Here is a 24,510-nt window from a genome sequence, read left to right on the forward strand (position 1 = left end):
AGACGTTTACAGCCTGTCAGGTATTAATTCTCTTATTAACTTTTTTACTATCTTGAAAGACAGTTGTACTTTTGCCAACCTAAGATATAGATACAGGAATCAGTATATATGAAGCAGTTGTCGCGTTTTTTTATAGTAGCAGTAATTATTACAGCATCCGCATCTTTCGTCAAAGCACAAACAAGCACTCCGCCTGTATTACCTGACTTTTCCGCTCTGATAAAAACGGGAAAAATTGAGCTGGAATTCATTTCAGGATTCAGGGATGTCATGCATATCGGAGTTCAGCGTTCTATAGATAGCGTACTGAACTTTAGTACTATCGCTTACGTAAGCAATCCTAATAATTACAGGAACTCTTTTGTAGACATTAAGCCGCTACCGGGGTCCAACTACTATCGCCTTTTTATACAATTCAATAACGGCAGGTATATCTACACAAAAACCTTAATGGCTGTGCCCGACAGCACCATAGATGCCAGTAAGAAATTACAGCTGGCAGACGTGAAAGAGGCTATTGCAGCGCAACAGGCTGCCAACGGTACAGCAGACGGAAAAGGTAAGGAAGAAGAACCCAAACCGGTGAAGATAGTATGGCATCCGTCCAACTATGTCTATACCACTGCCGATGGAAACGTCAATATCAGATTGCCCGACGCTGCACAGAAAAAATACTCCGTAAAATTCTTTGAACCGGATGGTTCCTTCCTGTTTGAGATAAAGGAAGTGAAAGAACCATTCCTGATACTGGAAAAAGCTATCTTCCTGCATGCAGGCTGGTTTAACTTTGAGATCTTTGAGAATGGCAAATCCTATGAGAAATGGAATCTGTTCATTCCGCTGATTTACAGGAACTGATCTTTGCCGGGTTGCCCCCGGCAAGATCCTTAAACTGTAACGCTACCTGCAACCATCTCAGCACCAAACACTTCCGCAAAGTGCCTGCCGATCTTTTCCTTTACTTCCGCTAAAGAGACTTCCCTGCCAAGCTCCTCATGCAGCGAAGCCACTTTCTTATCAACTATCCCACAGGGAACAATATTGCTGAAGTAATTCAGATCTGTATTTACATTCAGAGCAAAACCATGCATAGTTACCCACCGGCTGCAACGCACACCCATCGCACAGATCTTTCGTGCCCTTGCAGGATCATGCGGGTCCAGCCATACACCGGTCTCACCGGCAGAACGGTCTCCCTTCACACCATACTCTGCCAGTGTGCGGATAATCACTTCCTCCATAAAACGAAGGTATTTCCCTATGTCAGTAAAGAAGTTCTCCAGGTCCAGGATAGGATATCCTACCACCTGCCCCGGTCCATGATAAGTGATGTCCCCTCCCCTGTTGGTAGGCACAAAGCTGATACCCCTCTCCTCCATCTGCTCATTGCTGATCAGAAGATTTTCCATATGCCCGCTTTTCCCAAGCGTATACACAGGAGGATGCTCACAAAATAAGAGGTAATTGGTGGTCTGACCAGCAGCTTCACCTTTGGCAGCCGCCTGCTTTATACTGACATTCTGCTGAAGAAGCTGTTCCTGGTAATCCCAGGCCTGCTGATAATCAATACTTCCCAGGTCTCTCGTGTAAATGATCTTCTTGTTCATGGCGGCCGTAAAATTACGAAATTTTGCCTTTTACCCCGGCTGGCCGCAGGCCAACCTCCCCTCCTCCTGCATAGAAAAACAACCACAACCAATACCAGCACCAAGAAAGAGCCCTGCAATCCTTACCTTTGCAAAAATTTTCAATCCTGATGGCGGAAGAATTGCTTGAACTTGACGATGAGCTGGAAAACGGAGAAGGCAGCGAAGAGCTGTATGAACGTGTAAATATTATAGCCGACAAAGGCCAGGAACCACTTCGCGTGGACAAATTCCTCATGAACCGTGTGGAAGGCGCTACCCGCAACAAAATACAGCAGTCCTGCGATGCCGGATTAGTGCTGGTCAATGAAAAGCCGGTAAAATCCAACTATAAGGTGAAAGCACATGATCACATCGTAGTTTTCTCCCACAAAAACCCGGAAAATACCGAGGTCATCCCGGAAGAACTGCCATTAGACATTGTTTATGAAGATGATGACGTAATGGTGATCAACAAACTGCCCGGAATCGTAGTACATCCCGGCTGCGGCAACTACACCGGCACCCTGGTAAACGGATTAGCCTGGTACCTGGGAGATCATACCACTACCCCCGTAGCAGAACCCGCTATACCCAGGTTCGGGCTCGTACATCGTATTGATAAGAATACCAGCGGACTACTGGTAGTAGCCAAGTCAGACAAAGCCATGAACGACCTGGCCAAACAGTTCTTTGACCATACCGTACAACGTCGCTACATGGCCCTGGTATGGGGAGATTTTGAGGAAGATGAAGGCACTATCGAAGCACATGTAGGTCGTCACCAGCGCTTCCGTAAGATCATGGACGTATATCCCGAAGGCGAATATGGTAAAGAAGCCATCACCCACTATAAAGTGCTGGAACGTTTTAACTATGTGACACTCATTGAATGCCGCCTGGAAACAGGACGTACCCACCAGATCAGGGTACATATGCAGCATATAGGCCATTCCCTGTTCAATGACGATACCTACGGCGGTAACCGTATCCTGAAAGGGACCGTTTTTGCCAAATACAAGCAATTTGTGGAAAATTGCTTTGAGATCATGCCGCGTCACGCATTGCATGCTAAAACACTGGGATTCATACATCCACGTACACGCCAGCCTATGCATTTTGAAAGTCCTATGCCGGAAGACTTTAAAGCTGTACTGGAAAAATGGAAAAGATATACCACCGCCAGACCACTGGATGAGCAATAATTATTAAAAATTCAGCCGCACAGCGCAAATCACTTCTATTCAAAAAATTTAGCTGCGCGCAGCGCAAAAAAAAATCACCCTCAAAAGATGGGTTTGGCCTTCGGCCAAACCCATCTTTTGAGCAGTTATCCCGCTACACATCAAAAAAACCACACAGACACATCCCCTTCATTAAAAAAATTAAACATATCAGTTTTTTTCGATAATTTAGCACCTTACCCATGTCCAGCCATGAGAAGCCTATATCTACTTATTTTAGTCTTACTGACTCTACCGGGTATCATAATTGCCCAAACCACAACACCTTTTACATATTCAACCACATGTCAGAACGATAGTGTAAGATTCATCATTGCGGAAGCTGATCAGGCAGGTATAGATTCTGTAAAATGGAACTTCGGAGATCCGGCTTCAGGTGCCGCAGATTCCTCAAAAAAAATCACCGGCGCTCACCTGTACAATACCCTTAGTACCTATACTGTAACACTTACCAGCTATAGTAACGGCGCCGCCAGCACTTCTACATTAGACATTACCATTGTAGCGCCCGTACCTTACGATTTTGGCCCTACAGACCAGACACTGTGCGATAGTACTACCATTACACTGACCGCACCAACTGTTTCCGGCGCTGCTTACGAATGGCAGGACGGATCTACCAGCCAGAGCATAGTCGTAGATACCGCTACCACCTACAAGGTAAAGATCAACGGATGCCTGGTACCCGATTCTGTGAACATCTTCTATACCCCCGTTCCGGAACTGGAACTGGGAGATGACCTGGTGCTCTGCCTGGGTGAAAATATCCAGCTGGACGCCACCGCACAGAACTGTACTTACCTGTGGAGCACCGGCGAGACCCGCTCCACCATCGTAGTACATAGTGACGTACCTACCGGCCCGGTACAATACTCCGTAACAGCCGATGCCAAAGGTTGTGGTCTCTACAGGGATACTATCACCATCACTTTTACCGGCAGCCCCTATCCGTTCTCTCTCGGTCCTGATACAGTGCTTTGCCCCGGTGAAACCTTCTTCATAGATGCTACCACTCCCGGTGGCAGCAATTACAGGTGGGGTAATGGCGCCAGAACGCCCAGCACTACCATAAGAAGTAACTGGGCCCTCTGGGTATTGGTCAATATCAACAATACCTGCGACGTACTGGATACTATAGGAATAAGGTTCTGGCCAGACAGGAACGTAGACCTGGGTAACGATACTACAATTTGTAAAGGAGAGACACTGGTGTTAAAAGCTGACTTCGGCACTGCCAATTACCGCTGGCAGGATACTTCCAAACAGGCTACCTACTATGTACGGCAAACAGGAGATTACTGGGTAAGAGCACAGGTTGGCCGTTGCGTATCAAGCGATACTATTCATGTACAGACAGAAGATACCCTCCGCGTAAACCTTGGCCGGGATACTGTGCTTTGTAACGGAGAGGTGCTCAGATTGAACCCGCAGAGCGGAGGCTCCCAATACAAATGGCAGGATAGTACCTCCGTACCATTCTATAATGTTACCCAGGCAGGTACTTATGCACTGGTAGCTACCAATAGTTGCGGACAATCAATAGACGAAATAAACGTAACCTACCAGGAATGCGATTGCCAGGTCCTCCTGCCCACTGCATTTACCCCTAATGGAGACGGATTGAATGATTACTGGCGACCAAAATTCCGGTGCGAGATAGCTGACTATAAAGTAAGTTTATATAACCGCTGGGGACAAAGGGTATACTATACCACAGATCCGCTGATAGGATGGAAAGGCACAAAACAGGGAGGAAGAGTACCGGTTGGAACTTATGCCTGGGTAATGGACTACAAGATCGTAGCTACAGGAAAATTGATCCGGAAAACCGGAACTGTAACAGTGATCTATTAATAATCGTATAACTCGCCGGTCTGAATTTTTTAGCCGGCCGCAGGCCAGCTCACGCTTGCAAAAAAAATGGTTTCGCCGGGGCGAAACCATTTTTTTTGCAGTAATTCTTCATGCTGTATACAGCCAAAAATAATTTATTTAGCAGCATCAAAACTATGAAACTTAGCTACAAACGTAGCTGTCTCCCGCTTCTTAAACGGCACGTCCCATGTCCCGTCATATGTAACCAGTGATGGAATAAGCAGCCCCTGTTGCTTGGTCATCTGCACATTCATCTTCACATTGAAATCAAAAAGCATCGTTTTATAGGAAAGGGAATATTTACGCCCTACTATCTCAAAATTATCTTTATTGAAGTAGGTGATCAGCTCATTGATTACTATCTCCCCCCTGTCTAATCTGTTCAGATCATCTCTTGCCTTTGCAGTAAAAACATAGCAGGGAGTACTACCCAGGTAATCCTCAGCAGTAATGGAGAAATTATAAAGACGCATCACTTCCGGATCAAAGATCGCTACTTTAGCTCCCACTATAGGCACCCCTCTTACCGGTTTTCCCGGGTTGAAGATCAGCTTTTTGAGCTGTGCCTTATGCTTAGCCATACTGCCGCCGGAAGTTTCCGGGCTTTCGCCGCTGGCATCCACACAAACAGTACCTTTTGTGAAGAAAAGGCTTGCATAAAGTTCCGCTGTATAGTAGTTGTAATCACCTTTTTTGGTGTAAAAGTCGCCCGTTGCATGCTCTTCCAGCACTTTCATCGTACGGCAATAGCCTTGCATGGTCTGATGTGTCCGGCTCTTAAGAGAAGCCTGTACCTGCTGCTTTTTATCGTAAATGCGGATATCGTTGTCCGACACATATCCGAGAAGACGGAGGTTTTTAAATGCCCTGTAGAAAGTAGTATCGTCTTCTACTCTTTTAATGAAACTGTTTACATCAAAGCCTATACGTTTTGCCTGGACCACCACTTCATCCAGGTTAACGGTCATTCCTTTATAAATAGCTGTGTCCTGTGCATAGGTATTATGAAAAAAGAACAGCGTGAAAAGGTACATCCATAATTTTCGCATAGCACGAAATTATGGATTTTACCGGTTTCACCCGGCTTTTCCTGCTACATACATCTGGTCTGATGTTGGCGTTGCACTTCCGCCTTTCTTTTCGAGAGTAATCGCAAACATTTCTGCAGCGCTGATAGATTTCATTTTCTGAAGCAGCTCAGGAGTAGCATTTCCTGGTTCAAGCATGCCCATATCTACCGGTTTACCATCTACGATGGCCCAGAGTTGATATTGTTTATCAGCAGCAGGCGCAGGCAGGTTATTCACAAGTACGAATACCTCTTTAGAGCTGGCATTCCAGTAAACGGTAGCCATTGCATCAGGGAAGAGTTGGGTGCCAGGCATCTTTATCATTTTCATGGCAGGATCTTTCATGATGTGAAGAGACTTGCTCATCTCCTCCATGCGTGTGCGATAAAGATCAGTATTGGCGGTCAGCGTGTTGTTCTGCGTCAGCAGGTTTTCATAACGGATCTTATAATCATTGTAACGGTTGTAAAACGTGTAACCCAGAAACACGCTGCCGGCCAGCAGGATGATAGATGCGGCCGCTGTCCAGCGCCATATGCCATGTACACGCACAGGCCTGGTATATATTTCCTCTGCAATCGTTTCTTCAATGTAGGCATTGCTGTGCCGGGCTTCTTCTTCAGTCTCTACAGTACTAAGTATCTGTTGCCGGAGATATGCAGGAGGCTTTACAGCATATAGTGATACATACTGTTCCATATCATGCTGGCAGTCGTCTACTGCTGCCGCAACTTCCGGATATACTACCATGCCGCGCTCCAGCTCCTGCGTTTCCGCTGGTGTGGCAAGTTTGCTAACATAAGCTTCTACTAAACCGGACGATATGAAACGTGACGCGTCCACTCTTATACTAATTTTAACAGATTCCGTAATTGAATTATGGCGTTTCTCATTCTCGTTTTAACCGTACCCAAAGGAATTTCCAGCACCTTGGAAATCTCTTCCTGGGTGCATCCTTTATAGTACGCTAAATCAATGATGATCCGTTGTTCCTTTGTTAATTTTTCAAGGACCTTTGAAAGTCCAAGATGGTCAACGGATGGGTGTACGGTTAAATTACCTGTATATAAATGTACGTCATCTCCAATGTCTTGGATTTTCTGATCCATTTTATGTGCCTTTGACCGGAGAGAATCAATGGCGGTATTGCGGGTAATATTGAGCATCCATGTAAATAAACGCCCTTTACTATCGTCATATCTGTCAATATTGCGCCAGATCTTGACAAACACTTCCTGCAAGACATCACTCGCATTGCCCTCGTCATTGAGCACCTTTAACGCTACACCGTACAGGGCCGGCGAATAACGATCATACAGGTATCCGAATACCTTCTGGTCTTTGGCCCTTAACCCCTGCACAAGCTCAGATTCCGTATAGTTGAACGCGGATTCCAAAAGAGTCAAAAATTTTGTTAAAAATACAATTCAGAATGTGCTCCACATTTCAGCTGTCAGGTGCTACAGATGTCTGTTTTCCGGTACAACTGGATGTTAAAAATCCAAATATTGTTAAATAATGGTTTAAACGGGAATGCAATAATAAAGGAAAGATACCAAATTATTACAGAATAATTGATAATGAAGCGATAAGAAGAGATAACAGGGGAAGGTCAACAGATTATCAGCCAGCTACTTTACCAGCTACAAACATCTGGTCCAGGGTGGGGGTTTGGCTACCACCCTTATTCTCCAGGGTCACTGCAAAAACCTGCGCTTTTTCTACATTTTTTACTTTCTGAAGAGCTTTGGCAGAATCACGCTCAAATATACCGGCATCTATCAGCTTGCCGTTCACAATTGCCCAGAGCTGATATTGCTTGCCTTCAGGAGGCTCCGGCAGCACCTGCGCCAGGACAAAGGTCTCTTTAGATTCAGGGTTCCAGCAAATAGTGGCCACAGCACCAGAGTGTTTACCTACACCCAGCATTTTCACCCATTTGAACGCCGGGTCTTTCATCAGGCTGTTTTCCTTCTGCGTATGGTCCAGCTGTTCTTTAAAAGCATCCCTTTCTGCCGTCAGCTCTACCTGGCCGGCCTCAAGAGTTGTATTCCTGGTTTTATAATTATCAGCATTGCTATAGGCTACAATATTCAGCGTCGTGCTCACAAGCAGAAGCACAGAAGCAGCAATGGCCCCATATTGCCACATTTTCAGCGGAGAAAGCTGCAGGCTCATGCTTCCATTACTGCTGAAAGACTCCACTTCGGCAAATGTTGCTGCTTGCTCTTCCACTACCGGGATCGCTTCTTCCACATCGTCCTTGTTCAGGCGCTCCATGAGCTGACGTTTCAGCGCTGCAGGCGGCTTTTTAGCCCACATCTCTATATAGCGTTCCATGTCCTGCTGTATAGCATCTGCAGCAGCCCTGATCTCGGGATGCTGTTGTATAGCTGCCATTACCTCACGGGACTCTGTCTCAGACAGTAATCCTGTAACATGGTTTTCTATAACACCGGACGATATGTAGCGTTGAACATCCACTTGCTTAGATCTGTTTTAAAATATTGCGCAGTTGTATGATCGCATTACGCATCCTGGTCTTCACGGTCCCCAGGGGAATATCGAGGATCTTGGCTATCTCTTCCTGCGTACATCCCTTATAATAAGCCAGGTCTATAATAACACGTTGTTCTTTGTTCAGTTGTTCTACAACTTTCACCAATCCGAGATGGTCTATTACAGGCTGCACGGTGAGCTGGTCTGAAGCCTGTGCATTAGGCCCCAGTTCATGCAGCTTCTGCCCAAGTTTATGGGCTTTTGAGCGAAGGGTATCAATAGCGGTATTACGGGCAATGTTCACCATCCAGGTAAACAACCTCCCCTTTTCAGCATCATAGCGTTCTATGCCCCGCCAGATCTTGAGGAAGATCTCCTGCAGTACATCCCCTGCAGCAGTTTCATCATTTAATACTTTCAGGGCAATGCCATATAATGCCGGGGAATAATGATCATATAAGTAACCGAAGTATTTCTCGTTCCTGGCCTTAAGACCAAGTACTAATTCGGATTCTGTATATGTGACTGCCGCTCCCAATGTATTGTATTAGTTTGCAGGCACTAAAATAGCAGGGTTTTCTCACATTACAAAATTTTCACTTATTTTATTTGTGAAATATCATTTTATAATCAACGCTTACTTTCCCCTTGGAAATATCTTCCAGTTTACCTTTGATCATCCTTTTCTTCAACGGCTTCAGGTGATCTATGAATAATTTACCATCAATATGGTCATATTCATGAAATATAACGCGGGCAGTAATGCCGGTAAAAGTCTGCTCCTGTGGCTGGAATTTCTCATCTACATAACGCAGTGTCACTGACTCAGGTCTGTATACATCCTCCCTTACTTTCGGGATGCTCAGACAGCCTTCATTATAAGCCCACTCTTCCCCATCAGTCTCTACTATATGAGCATTGATGAAAACCTGCTTAATGCCGTTATCACCAGGATAATCCTTCTTCTCATCTTCTTCCAGGCTGTTAATGATCTGCTCACTGTCCACCACAAACAGGCGGATAGGCCTGTTTATCTGCGGTGCTGCCAGCCCTACCCCATTTGAACCGTACATGGTTTCCCACATATTTGCGATCAGTTGTTCCAACTGGGGATAATCAGGTGTAATATCTTCACACATTTTACGTAAAACCGGGTGGCCGTAAGCAACAATAGGTAGAATCATTATTCAGTATTTTTTTCAGAACTGCAAAGGTAAGATCAATTGGGTAATTATTTGTGCTGAAGATATTCCTGCAATATAATAGTGGCGCTGATCTCGTCTACCAGCGCTTTATTCTGGCGGTCCTTCTTTTTCAGTCCGCTGTCTATCATAGCACGTACAGCCAGCTTTGACGTAAAACGCTCATCTACTTTCTTTACAGGAAGCTCAGGGAAATTTTTCTGCAGTATCCTCACACATTCTGTAACAAGGGCAGTAGCATCAGTAGCCCCCCCGTCCAGGTTTTTGGGTTCTCCTATCAATATCAGTTCCACCTGTTCTTCTGACAGGTATTTTTTCAGGTAAGGTATCAGGTTGTGAGTAGGAATAGTAGTAAGTCCGCTGGCTATCAGCTGTAACGGGTCTGTCACAGCCAGGCCCGTCCTTTTCTTACCATAATCAATTGCCATTATTCTCGCCATCGTATATAAACAGTTTAACCAATAAAAAGCATATCACTGATGGCAAATACCGCCAACACTACGCTGGCAATACCATTAGTGGTCATAAAGGCAATATTGACACGGCTCAGGTCATTCGGCTTTACCAGCAGGTGCTGGGTGATCAGCATAATAATAAAAACAGTAGCGCCAATAGCATACAGCCAGTGAAAATGCCCCATAAGGCCTATAATGATCACCAGCGCCCCTGCTATAAGGTGCAGGGCCTCAGAGAAATGCAGGCCCCCTGTCTTTCCCAGCCAGGCAGGAACAGAATTAAGAGACAATGAGCGGTCAAACTCTTCATCCTGCAGGGAATAAATAATGTCAAAACCTCCGGTCCAGCACATTACCAGCACAGATAACAACACCGGCAACAAGGCAAATTGACCTGTCACTGACAGGTAAGCGCCTATAGGAGCCAGGGAGAGCCCTAGTCCCAGCACAAGGTGACATAATGCAGTAAAACGCTTGGTATAGCTATACCCCAGCACCACTATCAGCGCTACGGGCGAAAGGAAAAAACAGATCCTGTTAATAAACCAGGTGGTCAGCATGAACAAGAGGCAGTTCACGATCACAAATAACAGCGCATTCTTCTCGGTGATCACGCCCGCCGGGATCTCCCGCTTTGCAGTACGGGGGTTCTTCCTGTCTATATCCGCATCCAGCCAGCGGTTAAAGCCCATAGCAGCGCTGCGGGCAAAGACCATACACAACACCACCAGCACAAACAGCTGCCAGCTGAAAGGCTGACCTGCCTTGACGGTTGCCATAAAAAAACCCGTCAGGGCAAACGGCATGGCAAAAATGGTATGGCTGAACTTAACCAGCGATAGGTATTTATTGACTGTAGTGATCATAGTAATATAGTTATATGCTGCCTGCAGCAGTTACTTTTTGAGTTTCACAAAGATATCCCAAACTACAATACCGGTACTTACCGATATATTTAATGAGTGCTTCATACCGGATTGCGGGATCTCTATACAACCATCCGCCATTTTCATGACCTCTGCATCCACCCCTGATACCTCATTCCCGAATACCAGCGCCAGCGGCCGGGAAGGATCCGGATTAAAGGCATCCAGCATCACGCTGTTCTCCGCCTGCTCTATGGTCATAATAGCATAACCAGCCTCACGCAGCTTCTCCACAGCTTCCCTGGTAGTGGGAAAATATTGCCATTCAACCGTTTCTGTAGCGCCTAAAGCGGTTTTCTGAATATCACGGTGAGGAGGAACCGGCGTATAGCCGCATAATACAATTCCTTGTAGCAGAAAAGCATCTGCAGTGCGGAACACTGATCCTACATTATGCATACTGCGTACATTGTCAAGCACAAGTACCAGCGGCGTCTTATCTGCTTCTTTAAACTGTTCCACCGTTTTACGGCCCAGTTCATCCATGCTTAATTTGCGCATTTTGCAAAAATACAATAAAAGGAGTGACTCCAAGTTTCTATATATTTGCCGCATGGCGAAAAGCAAATCGGAAGAAACCCCGCTCATGCAACAGCACAAGGCTATTAAAGACCGTTACCCGGATGCCGTGCTATTGTTCCGTGTGGGCGATTTTTATGAAACTTTTAATGAAGATGCTGTCATTGCATCAAAAGTGCTCGGCATTGTACTGACCAAAAGGGCAAATGGTTCCGCCTCATATGTTGATCTGGCAGGTTTTCCACATCACTCATTGGACACCTACCTTCACAAACTCGTAAAGGCCGGCCACAGGGTAGCCGTGTGCGATCAGCTGGAAGATCCCAAAACTGTCAAAGGCATCGTAAAAAGAGGCGTTACAGAAATGGTAACTCCCGGCGTAGCCGTAAATGACAAGATCCTGGAAAACAGCAGCAACAACTTCCTCGCTGCTGTACATTTCGGTAAGAATAAAACTGGTATTGCCTTCCTCGATATATCTACAGGAGAATTCTTCGTAGCAGAAGGCACCCTTGAATACGTTGATAAACTCCTGCAGAGCTTCAAACCTGCAGAAGTACTGTATGCCCGTCCTCAACAGAAACATTTCAAAGAATGCTTCGGCACCAGGTTCTACACATACACACTGGACGAGTGGATCTTTACCTCCAATTACGCCCAGGAAACACTGCTCAAACAATTTGAGACACACAGTCTAAAAGGCTTTGGTGTAGAACAGCTACAGGACGCACTCATTGCCGCAGGCGCCACCCTCCACTATCTCCGCGATACGGAGCACCCGCACCTGCAGCATATTACCGGCATACAGCGTATTGACGAAAAAGACGCCCTGTGGATGGACCGTTTCACCGCCCGCAACCTGGAACTCGTCAGCAGTGGTATGGAACAGGGTAACGGCCTGCTGGATGTACTCAATAACACTGTCAGCCCTATGGGCGCCAGGCTGCTGAGACGCTGGCTGGCACTCCCGCTGCAGGATATCGCTAAAATTAACCAGCGACTGGACGTAACAGAATACTTTATAAAAGAAACAGAACTTTCCAAAGCCTTACACCATCACCTGAAGCAAACCGGCGATCTCGAACGGCTTGTTTCCAAGATCCCCCTGCGCAAGATCAATCCCCGGGAAGTTATGTCCCTGGCCAGAGCGCTGCAACAGGTAGAAGGCGTAAAGGAACTGCTGGCAAAAAGCAATAATTCACACCTGCAATTCCTCAGCCAGCGCATGGATCCCTGCCCCGATATACTGGCACGCATCCTGAAAGAAGTGGTGGAAACTCCGCCGGTGCTGGTCAGCAAAGGCAATGTGATACAGGAAGGTGTACACGAAGAACTGGACAACCTCCGCAAAATTGCACATTCCGGCAAAGAATACCTGTTGCGTATCCAGCAGACAGAATCTGACGCAACCGGCATTCCCAGCCTGAAAGTGGCTTTCAATAATGTGTTTGGCTATTATCTTGAAGTAACCAACGCACATAAGAATAAAGTGCCGGATACCTGGATACGCAAACAAACACTGGCCAACGCAGAACGCTATATCACTCCCGAGCTGAAAGAATATGAAGAGAAGATCATAGGTGCAGAAGAGAAGATCCTTTCACTGGAAACACTCATCTTTGACCAGCTGCTGGCTGCCCTGCAGCCTTATATCAAGCCTATACAGGACGATGCAAAACTGCTGGCAGAAATAGACTGCCTGCTTTGCTTTGCCAATAATGCCGTACAGTACAAATACCGCCGGCCTAATATAACACAGGACTATAGCCTGGAAATCAAAGAAGGAAGACATCCCGTTATAGAACGCGGACTTCCCCCCGGAGAAAGTTACGTTGCCAACGATATCCTGCTGGATAAAGAACAACAACAGATCATCATCCTCACCGGCCCTAACATGAGCGGTAAGTCAGCATTACTGCGGCAAACCGCCATCATCACCCTTATGGCGCATATGGGCAGCTTTGTACCCGCTGCATCAGCCAACATCGGGCTCACAGACAAGATCTTTACCCGCGTTGGCGCATCAGACAACCTGAGCGGAGGAGAATCCACCTTCATGGTTGAAATGAACGAAACCGCCAGCATCATCAATAACATCTCAGACCGCAGCCTTGTAATACTGGATGAAATAGGCCGTGGCACCAGTACATATGATGGTATATCCATTGCCTGGAGCATAGTGGAATACCTTCATGATATGACCGAACACCGTCCTAAAACGCTGTTCGCTACACATTATCATGAATTGAATGAACTGGAAAACAAACACAGCCGCATCCGCAACTTCCATATCACCAACAAGGAAGCCGGCAATAAAGTGATCTTCCTCAGAAAACTGGCTCCCGGCGGCAGCCGCCATAGCTTTGGTATTCATGTGGCGCGTATGGCCGGCATGCCTCCCGCCCTCATCAACAGGGCCAATGAAGTACTGGCACAGCTGGAAGAGAAACATATTGAAGCCCCCCTGCAACAGAACGTAAAGAACATTGCCGCATCTCCTTCCAAAGTACAGCTAAGCATCTTTGACGCACATAGTGACACTTTCAAACAGATCAGGGAAATGCTGGATACTGTCGATATCAACAGGCTAACGCCGGTAGAAGCGCTGCTCAAACTAAATGATATTAAATCACTCTTATAAGATAAAACAGGCGGTATCAAAAGATACCGCCTGTTTTATTTTTATCATCGTTTTATGACCTTATCCTCATCTCCCTCCTGGTAAGGAACAGACACCACTACCATCGTCATCATCTCATCTTTAGTCTTCATTGCTCCATATACCAGCTGCGGAGGAAAAGAAGGGTTCACCGGGTTATTAATAGTATTGTCATACTTACCTTCTATAGTTATTACAGTACCCTTCGGGATCTTCACCAGTTTAGGGAACCAGTAGATCTCCTGCCAGTTAAAATCCCATTCAGGAATAGATACCAGTTTTATCGTATCATTTTCCGGTGTTACGGCATATGCTTTAAATACTTTTCCCAGCAGGTGCATATGCGGCCATACATATAATACAGATTGGGTCTCTTCCGTTTTTACGCTCAGTTTAAAATCCTTTTCCACATTGGCAGGAATGTAAAAGAAAGGAGTGATCTGCTTTTCTCCTACCCCGCCTGACCCATATGTAGTAGCTTTGATCTTTCTTTTTACCGGCGTTTTCCTGAAGAAGAACTGTACCCCGTTTATCACTTCTTCATCTTTTCCCAGGGGTGCATAATGTACAGTCATCAGCACCACTCCCCTTTTAGGCATTACCCAACCCATATCTTCCGGGTAAGATTCATAGGAACTGCCGGGTATCCAGCCGCCAAAGAAACGTATGCCTTTCCGGTAGTTGACAAAATACTGCAGGTAATCCAGGTGGGAATCAGTGTTATCTACATAGTCCCTGGTATTGTAAATGGCATCTGTTGGTACATCATCTATTTCATAGTTAGCATGGTGGATCACTTTTTTATTGTTAGTGGTAAACTCTATAGCTTCCACACTAACAGAATCAGGCAGCTCAAAAGGTATTTTATAAACAATGAACCGTTCTGTATTATCGCCTTTTAGTTTGAAAGACTCCTGCATTTTCAGCACCAGGTCAGGATTACGGCGGTATTGAGTACCCTCCGCAAAAGAAGTTTTCTCCTCCCCTTCTTTCCCTCTCGGCATACCATGATCTGCCCAGTCTGCTATCAGTGCAATCTCCTCATCTGTCAGCCTTCTCTGGTTAGAGAAGGTCACATAATGCGGGTCTGCCTTCCACGGCGGCATATAGCGGTTCTCTGTAACACGCTTTATAAAGCTGGCTCTCTTGGCCACTTCTTCATAAGTCACCATAGAAAAAGGTGCAGCTTCTCCCTTGTGATGGCAGGGACTGCAATTCCTGTGAATAAGCGGCGCAATGTGCTCTGACCAGGTAGCATGCTGGGCGCGGCTGTTTAAATGAATAGACAAAAACAGGAAAAGCAAGACAGATCTCGATAACATATTCACGGTTCGGGAATTATATCATGAATATAAGTCAAATCTAAATTAAAAGACTTTATAAGTGATACGGAACAGGAAGCCCCGTTATGATATTTACTATTATTTCCCCAGCAGGGGAATAAGTGCATAGTTTAGTTACAGTTTGTCGAACTTTTTTGACGTATTCGAATTTACCCATTATCCATTAAAAGGCAGCAGAGCATTTTCTCGCTCCGCTGCCAGATATTTTCTTCTCGATTATAAGATCTGTAAAACCATTGTTGACAATCTTCATCATTACAACTAGATTGCCTTACTTAACCTTATCTTAAGTTGATTCTCTATTAAGAAAGACTCCATCACTTTAAATAATTTTTAACCCAATTCAGGCTATCAGGAAACTCCCTATTATAAGATCCAAATCCTTTTGGTGTAATCAGAATGTCATTAAGACTAGGATCTTGTGGATCATAGAGTATTGGGAAACTCTTACCCTGAAAATCCCTTCCTGCCATTACAACAAGCCCTACTAAATCACGAGTATTTGTAAATTTCTTACCCTCTACATTGAACTCATATTCCAATACCAAATATCCCCTATAAGTTCTATCCTCACCTACTATAATACCCTGAGTTAATCTCCCATGATTAATTAATTTATTCCTTGCGTTATATGATAGATATATTATTATGCCAAATATTGCAGCTATAACACCCAAAACAACAGGTCGCTTAATTTCCATTTTTCTCATCTATATTCTCTTTTTTTTCAGCATTTTCTTTCGCTGTTTTGTATTGTCCGTAAATATATGTGCCTGTACCAGATATTTGATTCCCAAACAAATTGGTAACATAATTACTTCCAGTTTCTCCATAATAGCGTCCGAATGCGCTGGTTCCCTTTCCTGCTGCCCAATTAAAAAAGGTACCTGCACCTGTTTCGATTCCAATAGTCTGCAAGTCCTTTTCACCAAATATAGAATTGTCTAATGCACCTCGTTGTGCATGAAGCTCGAAAGCTGATCCTAGAAATGCAGACGTAAAGGGATGTGAAAAGAGACCATTTGCGGTTATACTGGTTAAATTATACTCAGAAAATGAGATCTTTCCTTTTTGACCAAGCTGAACAAATGTCTGAACAGTAAAATCTGCTCCAGCACTAGTCACCCCCATCGCAAAAGTATTTTTTGCAAATAATCTACCGGTCCAGCCAACCAGTCCTGATCTAGTTGCCCATACTGCAATCGTTGGAGCAGTTACAACACCAATAACAATACCACTTACTACAGCCATGCTTCTTGTGCTATTAGCTGCTCCATCTTTAGCATAATCATTCGACGGCATAAATGCCCCAGGGGGAAGAGGATGCCTAATTGCATCTGATGGCATCATCCATTGTCGCCTTACAGGATCCCAGTGAGTCGCTTCTGCACCGTCAAGATCGTTTGCATCCACTGGTCGATTACTTGCAAACTGATATGGTGTTAATTCCGGATAATCACCTGTCAACGGATCAACACTCAAGAACCTCCCCGCTCTCGGATCATATATCCTGAACCCATAATCCTGCTGATTTCCATCACCCTTCACCTCATTATCATTCTCCTTACCATTAAACCCATAACGGTATTTATTACTGCTGAACCCTCTTCCTGGCATCAGCATACCAAAAGAATAATATTCCTGCGCTGAAACAATATCTGCTTCGAAGTGGTCTATAGACACACTATCGAAAGACACACCCTCCTTTCCATCAGATACCGTTGTCAGCACATTCCCCAAATGGTTGCTTAACTCAAAGAACTTCTTACCTCTGGTGAAATTAGTATTAAATCCTGATCCTAAACCCGGTAAGTTAACTATCGCCGGGCTAGCAACATTCTTCACATTGGTATTCAATGTATTAATACCCAAACGGCTGCTACCATATAAATGAGCTTCCGATTGCGTAAGGTCTCCGTTATTAACGGAATTATCTCCTTTCGTGTAGACACTCATTACATTGCCAGTGGCATCACGGACATACCAGGTTTCTTTCCCCCCTGCAATCTTACTTATACGGTTGTCAGCAATATCATATGAAAATTCGATCTCCTCACCCGTATTGTAGAGAATACTGTCAATCTTATCACGGGTAGTCCAGCCGATGGTGATACCTGTTTTAACGTCTTTTCTCAGCCTGCCCGAAAGGTCATAGTCATAATTCAGTGTATTCTGATTATCAATATCATTAGCATAATTAGTAGAATCTACGAAATCCTTTATCTCACTTAACTTATTAGAATTACCTGGGTAATTATATTGCAGGCTGTCCATTAACAATGGCATACCGGCAAACGTATTATTACCGTACCTGACGTATGTCTTGATATTACCCATCGCATCATATGAAATGGCTTCCTTAAAGTCAGGTAACATTACTGGCGTCCAGGTATTGGTTGTAGTATTCAGACCCTGTGAAACTCTCATACCTAATAGCCTGTTCAAGACATCGTATGTATAAGTAGATAAGAAAGGTGTACCCACTACAGGTATATTCTGGCTTATAGCTGCTATATTACCATTATACAAAGACTTGAAGTTAGCTCCTGCCGGCTCAGCTTTAGCAAAAGGATTTGTACTGTTTATAGCTGAATAATCCCTGTTGCCGTAATAGTGGAGAGCAAAACCAAAGGCGTCTTTAGCCACCAATCCACCGGTAATGCCATCTTTACCCATGTCAGCACTTGCCGTTACTGCTGTACTGTTAACCCCTTTAAGCCAACCTTGTAAAGTATAGGCATAGTCAAGTCCCTGCACCTGCTGCTGACCAATGACTGTTCTTGCCAGCGGACCGTGCTTATAATACTTATAGTAAGCGTCATTATCCCAGTAGATACTGTCACGACTGGTTTCAACGTTGGTAATCCTGTTCTCTGCGTCATAACTGTAACGATGATAGAAAGCATCAGGCTGTCCAGGCTGATAAGCAACATGATTTACTTTACCGCTTATCAGGTCATACCGATAAACTATTTTTTTGAAACGGTTACCTACCGCAGCAGCCATAGCTCCGATACGGAAATCCTGGATAAGGGTATCCACATTACCATGCCTGTCATAACTGTAGAAAGTACCGGTAGTATAAACGTTACTGTTTAAATCAGCTGCTGTAGAATACAGCGCAGACCAGGATACCCTGTTACGCAGGTTAGTAGCTGAAAGTATGCCTCCACTCAACAAGGAATTTGGCACATCATACGTCGTCTTTACAATCTCTATTCTCGTACTTGCCGCTCCATTAAACCACTGGTTAAATCCTGCCGTATCCCTGGCCAGTTGGTGTGTAAGCTGGAATAGGCGGGTGCTTCCCTTCTGAATAACTCTTCCAAGGTTATCATACAGGGAGTAAGTAAGCCTTCCATTACCACCCTGTACAGGGTCCTGATAGCCGGTCAGCCGGCCTATACGGTCATAGAAGAATCTATGCATTCTACTGTTATCCGGCGCCTGCTGAGCAATCACCTTATTTAAGGTATTATACCTGTACTCTGTAGTTAACCTATGTGGAGGCAGTTTTGTAGTACCATTAGCTCTGGCTGCTCTTACACCGGCAACCCAGTCAGCTGTACGGGTAATTACAACACCTAATGGAGGTACTGTTCTTACCAGGTTACCTGCGCGATCATAGTAATACAGGGTATAATGATATTCTGAGGTATTATAATTGACTGTAAAGAGTTCTCTTAGACCTGCATTTATGCAGGTATCTATATAAACTGCTTCAAAATCATTTTTTAAAGAATCTCTGTAAGCATTAAATAGCTCTGTTCCTTTAGCAATAGCAAAGAATTCGTTGTCAGAACAGTTATCAACTTCGTTCGCATCTATAGGAGGGAAAACCGGATCGGCGTAACCGCATAAATGTGGCCCGTTACTTATCCTGAAACAATCATCACCTGCTATACAATTAAATGTTTTATGTACAGGATTCATAACTGTTTCCTGAAGCGTCACCCAGGTAGCGCCCGTATCAAGCAGCGCCCAATCCACCCCCAATTGAACTTCATCACTGGAATTAATAGACAATTTGTTATAGGCCACATTCACTGAAAGATCACTACATCTTAATTGTCCGGAAAAAGGTTTAAACATCAGGAAAGCATCGTTTCCATAATTACCAGCACCAATGAATCTATTATCTGCTACCGCAACTATCTTATTCATAGACAGAGCACTATCCATCACCATCATATCTGACGATAATAGAGTGCCATCTGCCTTTATTTTATGCCAGGTAATGTTATTTTTTGACGTTAGCAATGTATTCTGAACAGCCATTATACTTCCATCAGCAGCATACCCAATAGGCATCCACTGGGTAACCGTACTATCCATCGGACGGGTGAATTCGTTTAATGATAATACATTTCCTCTCTCATCAACTTTCAGAATACTATTTCTCGCAGCATCACCACTTCCATTTGCATAATTTGCCAGATATCCCCCAGGCACCTTCAGAATGAACCCTGAAAAGTTACTCGTTGAACTTGGACCCATATCATATTTTCTCACCTTACCTAGACTACCTGTATTACGGTTCATCTTTATAATAGAGCCATCAAAATCATTACTCCAAATCGAACAGGCTGTAATAACCAATGTGTCATTGTTCTGCAATAAAGAAGCACCTTCATCACCATTACTGTTTCCTATTCGTTTCAACCATTTAACATTACCGGTTGATGTTATCGCACCAACCATAATATCGGCAGCCGCATTTCTAATATCATATTTTGAAGTAAAGGCATAATCTCCATCTGTAGTTTGTATAATATCAGTTCCCGCTTCACCTCCCTGAGTATCATAACCAATACGACGGCTCCAGGTTAATGTACCCTGAGAATCCATCTTTAAGATCAAGGCGTACTTACCCACAGCCCCAATAGCAATGTAACCACCATCAGCGGTTGCTTTTACTTTTGCGAGATATTCCGCACTGGCATCACCATAACGCTTTGACCATTGCACATTTCCACTTGCATCTGTCTTTACCAGATAGGCATCTGTATGGGACTTATTGACCGTAGTATACCCGGCCATTATGTAACCATTATCAGCAGTGCTTACCATATCGTAGATAAAGTCCTTCGTGCCATTAGAATAGCTATGCATCAGTTGTTTATTACACACGAGACTATCTTTCCCTCCATATAGCTGACAACTGTCCATAAAGGCCAGGTATTCCCATGTTTCCTTACGGAATCCCAGCTTGTTGGTCATAAAAGAAGCAAACAGAGTATTCTTTTTACGCTGAACACTATCTGCTTCTTCTTTTTCAGGTTTCATTCCTGGGAACCTGGTCATATATTCATCGTAGAGATCATTCACTACCTCACAGGTCGTACAAGGAGGAGCTACATTACACTGGATCAATGCAGGTATTTCTAATATTCCGCCCAGATAATTACAGTTACTCGCAGAAGCATCACATACGCTCAATAAGCGCTGTATATGTTCATTCGTGAAAGATGTTTTCCTAGTTCGGTTCAGGTAAACAGCCAGATTAAGATCAGTGGATTTTTTATATGCCAGATATTCTGTGTTTAACTGTCGCAGGTTTTCGCATTCACAATTACTCGGTTTGGTATAGGTTTGTTTATTACCATAAGCCGGCTGTTTATCATATGCTGCAGGTACAGTAATCAGGTATCCATTACATTCAGACGAATTTGAAATCCCCCATCTTGCGTTTAAAGTATCCACCACTTCAATAAAACTCCTGTAACGGCTTGTACTGGATGGTCTTACAGTACTTGCACCATAAGGATGGTCCTGATCCGCTCCTTCCTTACATACAGCTACAAGGCTATCAGTAAGAACTTCCAGATTCGACTGACTATATTTACAAGGTGCTAACTGCTTCATCCAGGCACTTACATAACTACGACAGTTCTCATCATAAGAACGTTGCATCATGGCATTTACTGAATCTTTCATTATAGTAGAATCAGTGCCATTCACAAAAGCCCCCATCCCGCTCTGTTCCAGAGCATCTTCAGCCGGAGCAAAATGAGGTTGCTTACCAGCCGTAAAAAGTTGGTTCGCAGTTACCCTAACGTAACCTGGAGCAACTGTCTCATTGATCGTGTAGTCGATCTGTGCATGTTTGGCATTGAGATAGAGCTGCCTGAACGTACGCCATGCCATATCCAGATCGCCAGTACATAAAGTGGCTTCATTAAAAGCATCTGATGTTTTGGCGTAGGCACTGAAACAATCGGTAGAATTAGAAAGACATTTAGCTGAAATAGTCGCCATACTCCAGATAGACCTCTTGTCGGCTTCTTTCTTTGCTTCATTGTAGTTCTTCATTTTCGCTTCCAGCACCACCTTTGAGGCAAGGCTATAAGAATAAGGGTCTATATCTCCGGAAGGGAAGCCAGGAACAAAACTACTACCCAACGGATTCAGGTATCCTGCAGTCTTTGCCTGCTGATAACTGTCCACACCTTCAAACTTCTTGTCCCAATCATAAGTGCTCTTATAACTCTCAAATAAAAGCAGCTTATAATATTCAGGGTGGAAACGTAATAAGGCAGTTGCCCATGAAGTCCTGAACTTAGCGGCAAACTGCTCCGGACTAAGACGTTGGGGGATGACCAATGAGCCGGTCTCCTCGTTATAAACACTATCCCTTCTTCCTAATTCATCATAGTATATAATAGAATCACGCTGATAAGGCGGTAATGTCTTATCATTTACCTGGAAGAAAATAGAATAGGGATCCAGTGTCAGTGTATCGCCCAGGGTAGCATACTGGCCATAAGGAGGTACCATATCCTGCAACATGGCATTTCTTATGCTTTCTGATTCGGATGTGATGCCACATAACGCTTTACAGTCAGCAACCGCTTCATTATATGCTGTAAGCGCCTGGTCACGGGCAGCAGCAGAATCTGCCGGGCTAATACCTGTATTGCTCATGTATTTATCCCTGAATGTCTCCCATTGCCCAATTGCCTCATTGCAGGATTCACAAGATGGTTTACATTCCTGGGTGCTTAATATGTCACGCTGTTGCTGTATGAACTGCTCTAACGTAACGCAGAGGTTCTCCTTCAGGAACACGCTATCCCTGTAATAATCCAGGGCATCCCTGTTAATGGTGAGCCTTTTTGTGATCTTGTAAGCACCCGGTTTGAGGCGCCTGGTAAAGCCTACCTGGATATTCTGGGCTGCGCTACAGCCGGTTGGATAGGTTCCGGGAGTGTAGTTATGCAGGATAGTGTCAAATGGTTGTCCGCCGAGACGCTGGTTAAAGGCGTCGTCAGTGATCTTTATTTCAAGGTCGTATAATCCATTATAACAGATAGTATTGTTATCGCAATCCTTCCTTTGCAGTACCGGAGCATTTAACAGGTAGTTAAACTTATAGTCACCCTCAATAACCACCATCTGGTTCTGGGCAGATTCCAGCACCAGGTCCTTTACTACTGTTCTGCGGGACAGCGTATCTGTAAAGTTGATAGCATTATTATAAGAAAGTGGCGTCAATGCGGCACTGTCTGGTACTCCCGCCAAAGCTGTAGCAACGGTACGGCCATACATATCTATATAGGATACGCTGTACTGACCATTAGCATCCTGAACATAATCTTTGTAGTAGTGGCTTACCGGTCCGGCATCTGTTCCGAACAATATATCCATTTCATTATCGCCCGGAGAGGCATAAGTATACCTGGTATCGTGGTTCCCCCCAAGTTTGTGTACAGGTCCTACCCCACCCTGACGGACAATATGGCCAGTATTGTCAGGTGTGTAGGAGGTTTCTGTAAACGCGTAACCTCCTGCGTCAGGGATGTATTGGTTTTCACCGTTATTCTTTTCGGGGTTATTCGCAGAATAATACTGGTTAGCACCGGAAGCTGTAGACATAGGTTTAGCTGATGCTGTCAGCAGCTCAGCCGGGCTTCCAACAGAATCGTAGTTACTCTTATCGTATTCCCCCCCGTTCAATGCCCTGTTAAAATTTCTTGAATAGCTGATAACGGAGTTAAGGGAGGGAGATGGCATTACCTGTATAACAGCTTTGCCCTGATAGTCGTAAAGGGATTCACCAACAATAACTGTTTGAGTAGTATTGTCTTTCGTTACTGCCTGACGGGCACGCAGGCTGCCATCGTAGTATTCAACTGCTACTTTTCGCTTGCCTTCTTCTGCAAAGCTGATCGTTGACTGCCAGTTCAGCGAGCGCTGGTGACCGGAAAAGCTAAATTGCCCCAGTCCGCCGGATTGGGAAGAACTCCAGGCGGTTTCAGTCCGTCCTTTGCCTTCACGCTCCTGTACACCTCTGACACGGAAAAACAATACCCCACCGTTATCATATATTAAAGGGATATTGTAATTGTTACCCGCTACTGTTACACGGGAGGCATTGTTCCTGAAGATCAGGCTTGCATCCTGCAGGTTTCCATATCTCGTATCTGCCAGCGCTGTAGAATCAATATATGCCCATTCCAGGTCGTACATATCCATGCCCTCTATTGCATTCCATTTCACCTTTACTTCATCTGCAGAATCCGGGTTGGCGGGAGCTTCCGCTACTAAAGAGGTGACAATGTTACCAGTACAGGACAACTTATATGTTACCCTGACCTGCATCTCATTTTCTATCAGTAACGCCGGGAGCACATCTTTTGAAGCGTTTGCAGTAACGGAAAGTACCTTAACGGTCACGTTATGCGCGTTAGCGAACACAAAGCTGCTTTTACCAGCGTAGGTTGTGGTATCGTAGTTGATATTCAATGTTCTGTCAACCGAGTCTACGACAAAGTCCGGCCTTGTGTATATAATACGCAGGCTGGCTGTTGCCGTAAATGGCCCGGGCAGATAGCGGTTTGAATATTCATTAATACTGAAAGTAACAATATTCCTGACCAGGTAAGGTGTATCCAGGAGGCTTTGTTTGCTAACGTTAAAATAAACGCTGTCTGTAACAGTAATGGCAGCACCGGCTGTCAGCTGGTTCTTACTTCCATCCAGTACCTCCTTCAGTGACGTGATATGCTGGGCATAGGATTTCCCCGCCACTGTCATCAGCAGCAACAATATCATCCCCCATCTGGTCATTATTCGTATCAAAGCTTTCATATA

At 44.7% G+C, this 24,510-nt stretch carries 17 protein-coding genes; 4 read left to right on the forward strand and 13 right to left on the reverse strand.

Annotated elements, in window-relative coordinates; genetic code table 11:
* Positions 1-108: 108 nt before the first annotated feature.
* Complete coding sequence (locus GO493_RS18075) at positions 109-858, forward strand: hypothetical protein (RefSeq protein ID WP_157307621.1); 750 nt, start codon at positions 109-111, stop codon at positions 856-858.
* Between the two features lie 29 nt (positions 859-887).
* On the opposite strand, the gene lipB is transcribed toward GO493_RS18075, so the two are convergent.
* The gene (gene lipB / locus GO493_RS18080) at positions 888-1,607 is read right to left on the reverse strand and encodes a lipoyl(octanoyl) transferase LipB (protein WP_157307622.1); all 720 of its coding nucleotides are present in this window, start codon (positions 1,605-1,607) and stop codon (positions 888-890) included.
* Positions 1,608-1,756: 149 nt separating this feature from the next.
* Between lipB and GO493_RS18085 the strand changes: the two genes are divergently transcribed.
* Together GO493_RS18085 and GO493_RS18090 are read left to right on the forward strand one after the other, a co-directional pair.
* On the forward strand, positions 1,757-2,830 hold the full coding sequence (locus tag GO493_RS18085; RefSeq protein ID WP_157307623.1) for an RluA family pseudouridine synthase: 1,074 nt from the start codon (positions 1,757-1,759) through the stop codon (positions 2,828-2,830).
* Between the two features lie 231 nt (positions 2,831-3,061).
* Positions 3,062-4,723 (forward strand): gliding motility-associated C-terminal domain-containing protein, encoded by a 1,662-nt coding sequence (locus GO493_RS18090; RefSeq protein ID WP_157307624.1) that lies wholly within the window; start codon positions 3,062-3,064, stop codon positions 4,721-4,723.
* A gap of 134 nt (positions 4,724-4,857) precedes the next feature.
* On the opposite strand, the gene GO493_RS18095 is transcribed toward GO493_RS18090, so the two are convergent.
* The 9 genes from GO493_RS18095 to GO493_RS18135 form a co-directional block, all read right to left on the reverse strand.
* A complete protein-coding gene (locus GO493_RS18095) occupies positions 4,858-5,793 on the reverse strand; it encodes a hypothetical protein (RefSeq protein ID WP_157307625.1) in 936 nt (311 codons plus the stop codon).
* A gap of 27 nt (positions 5,794-5,820) precedes the next feature.
* Positions 5,821-6,657 (reverse strand): anti-sigma factor, encoded by an 837-nt coding sequence (locus GO493_RS18100; RefSeq protein WP_157307626.1) that lies wholly within the window; start codon positions 6,655-6,657, stop codon positions 5,821-5,823.
* Between the two features lie 2 nt (positions 6,658-6,659).
* The gene (locus tag GO493_RS18105; protein WP_157307627.1) at positions 6,660-7,211 is read right to left on the reverse strand and encodes an RNA polymerase sigma factor; all 552 of its coding nucleotides are present in this window, start codon (positions 7,209-7,211) and stop codon (positions 6,660-6,662) included.
* Positions 7,212-7,437: 226 nt separating this feature from the next.
* Positions 7,438-8,298 carry an anti-sigma factor gene (locus GO493_RS18110; RefSeq protein ID WP_157307628.1) on the reverse strand — a complete coding sequence of 287 codons (861 nt, stop codon included), beginning with the start codon at positions 8,296-8,298 and terminating at the stop codon, positions 7,438-7,440.
* 4 nt (positions 8,299-8,302) lie between these two features.
* Positions 8,303-8,851 (reverse strand): RNA polymerase sigma factor, encoded by a 549-nt coding sequence (locus GO493_RS18115; RefSeq protein ID WP_157307629.1) that lies wholly within the window; start codon positions 8,849-8,851, stop codon positions 8,303-8,305.
* Positions 8,852-8,918: 67 nt separating this feature from the next.
* Positions 8,919-9,497 (reverse strand): peptide deformylase, encoded by a 579-nt coding sequence (def, locus tag GO493_RS18120; protein ID WP_157307630.1) that lies wholly within the window; start codon positions 9,495-9,497, stop codon positions 8,919-8,921.
* Between the two features lie 47 nt (positions 9,498-9,544).
* Complete coding sequence (ruvX, locus tag GO493_RS18125) at positions 9,545-9,955, reverse strand: Holliday junction resolvase RuvX (protein WP_157307631.1); 411 nt, start codon at positions 9,953-9,955, stop codon at positions 9,545-9,547.
* A gap of 14 nt (positions 9,956-9,969) precedes the next feature.
* Positions 9,970-10,836, reverse strand: a complete 867-nt coding sequence (locus tag GO493_RS18130) for a UbiA-like polyprenyltransferase (protein WP_157307632.1) — start codon at positions 10,834-10,836, stop codon at positions 9,970-9,972.
* Positions 10,837-10,866: 30 nt separating this feature from the next.
* Positions 10,867-11,397, reverse strand: coding sequence for an RNA methyltransferase (locus GO493_RS18135; protein WP_232538887.1), 531 nt, complete (start codon positions 11,395-11,397; stop codon positions 10,867-10,869).
* Between the two features lie 52 nt (positions 11,398-11,449).
* Here GO493_RS18135 and mutS point away from each other — a divergent pair, with 52 nt between their 5' ends.
* Positions 11,450-14,056 (forward strand): DNA mismatch repair protein MutS, encoded by a 2,607-nt coding sequence (gene mutS, locus GO493_RS18140; RefSeq protein WP_157307633.1) that lies wholly within the window; start codon positions 11,450-11,452, stop codon positions 14,054-14,056.
* Between the two features lie 44 nt (positions 14,057-14,100).
* Here mutS and GO493_RS18145 read toward each other — a convergent pair whose 3' ends face one another.
* The 3 genes from GO493_RS18145 to GO493_RS18155 form a co-directional block, all read right to left on the reverse strand.
* The gene (locus GO493_RS18145) at positions 14,101-15,396 is read right to left on the reverse strand and encodes a cytochrome c (RefSeq protein ID WP_157307634.1); all 1,296 of its coding nucleotides are present in this window, start codon (positions 15,394-15,396) and stop codon (positions 14,101-14,103) included.
* Positions 15,397-15,734: 338 nt separating this feature from the next.
* On the reverse strand, positions 15,735-16,127 hold the full coding sequence (locus GO493_RS18150) for a hypothetical protein (protein WP_157307635.1): 393 nt from the start codon (positions 16,125-16,127) through the stop codon (positions 15,735-15,737).
* Positions 16,108-24,507 (reverse strand): RHS repeat domain-containing protein, encoded by an 8,400-nt coding sequence (locus tag GO493_RS18155; protein ID WP_157307636.1) that lies wholly within the window; start codon positions 24,505-24,507, stop codon positions 16,108-16,110. The genes GO493_RS18150 and GO493_RS18155 overlap by 20 nt, the downstream gene beginning before the upstream one ends.
* Between the last annotated feature and the right edge of the window lie 3 nt (positions 24,508-24,510).

The sequence above is a fragment of the Chitinophaga tropicalis genome (genome assembly GCF_009758205.1).
GTDB classification, from domain to species: Bacteria; Bacteroidota; Bacteroidia; order Chitinophagales; family Chitinophagaceae; genus Chitinophaga; species Chitinophaga tropicalis.

What these genes read in the sequence shown, in the direction of transcription:
- def (WP_157307630.1), bottom strand. Translation starts at nt 9,497, where the DNA reads ATGATTCTACCTATTGTTGCTTACGGCCACCCGGTTTTACGTAAAATG.
- GO493_RS18075 (WP_157307621.1), top strand. Translation starts at nt 109, where the DNA reads ATGAAGCAGTTGTCGCGTTTTTTTATAGTAGCAGTAATTATTACAGCA.
- GO493_RS18130 (WP_157307632.1), bottom strand. Translation starts at nt 10,836, where the DNA reads ATGATCACTACAGTCAATAAATACCTATCGCTGGTTAAGTTCAGCCAT.
- GO493_RS18145 (WP_157307634.1), bottom strand. Translation starts at nt 15,396, where the DNA reads ATGTTATCGAGATCTGTCTTGCTTTTCCTGTTTTTGTCTATTCATTTA.
- mutS (WP_157307633.1), top strand. Translation starts at nt 11,450, where the DNA reads ATGGCGAAAAGCAAATCGGAAGAAACCCCGCTCATGCAACAGCACAAG.
- lipB (WP_157307622.1), bottom strand. Translation starts at nt 1,607, where the DNA reads ATGAACAAGAAGATCATTTACACGAGAGACCTGGGAAGTATTGATTAT.
- GO493_RS18090 (WP_157307624.1), top strand. Translation starts at nt 3,062, where the DNA reads ATGAGAAGCCTATATCTACTTATTTTAGTCTTACTGACTCTACCGGGT.
- ruvX (WP_157307631.1), bottom strand. Translation starts at nt 9,955, where the DNA reads ATGGCGAGAATAATGGCAATTGATTATGGTAAGAAAAGGACGGGCCTG.
- GO493_RS18085 (WP_157307623.1), top strand. Translation starts at nt 1,757, where the DNA reads ATGGCGGAAGAATTGCTTGAACTTGACGATGAGCTGGAAAACGGAGAA.
- GO493_RS18095 (WP_157307625.1), bottom strand. Translation starts at nt 5,793, where the DNA reads ATGCGAAAATTATGGATGTACCTTTTCACGCTGTTCTTTTTTCATAAT.
- GO493_RS18155 (WP_157307636.1), bottom strand. Translation starts at nt 24,507, where the DNA reads ATGAAAGCTTTGATACGAATAATGACCAGATGGGGGATGATATTGTTG.
- GO493_RS18150 (WP_157307635.1), bottom strand. Translation starts at nt 16,127, where the DNA reads ATGAGAAAAATGGAAATTAAGCGACCTGTTGTTTTGGGTGTTATAGCT.
- GO493_RS18135 (WP_232538887.1), bottom strand. Translation starts at nt 11,397, where the DNA reads ATGCGCAAATTAAGCATGGATGAACTGGGCCGTAAAACGGTGGAACAG.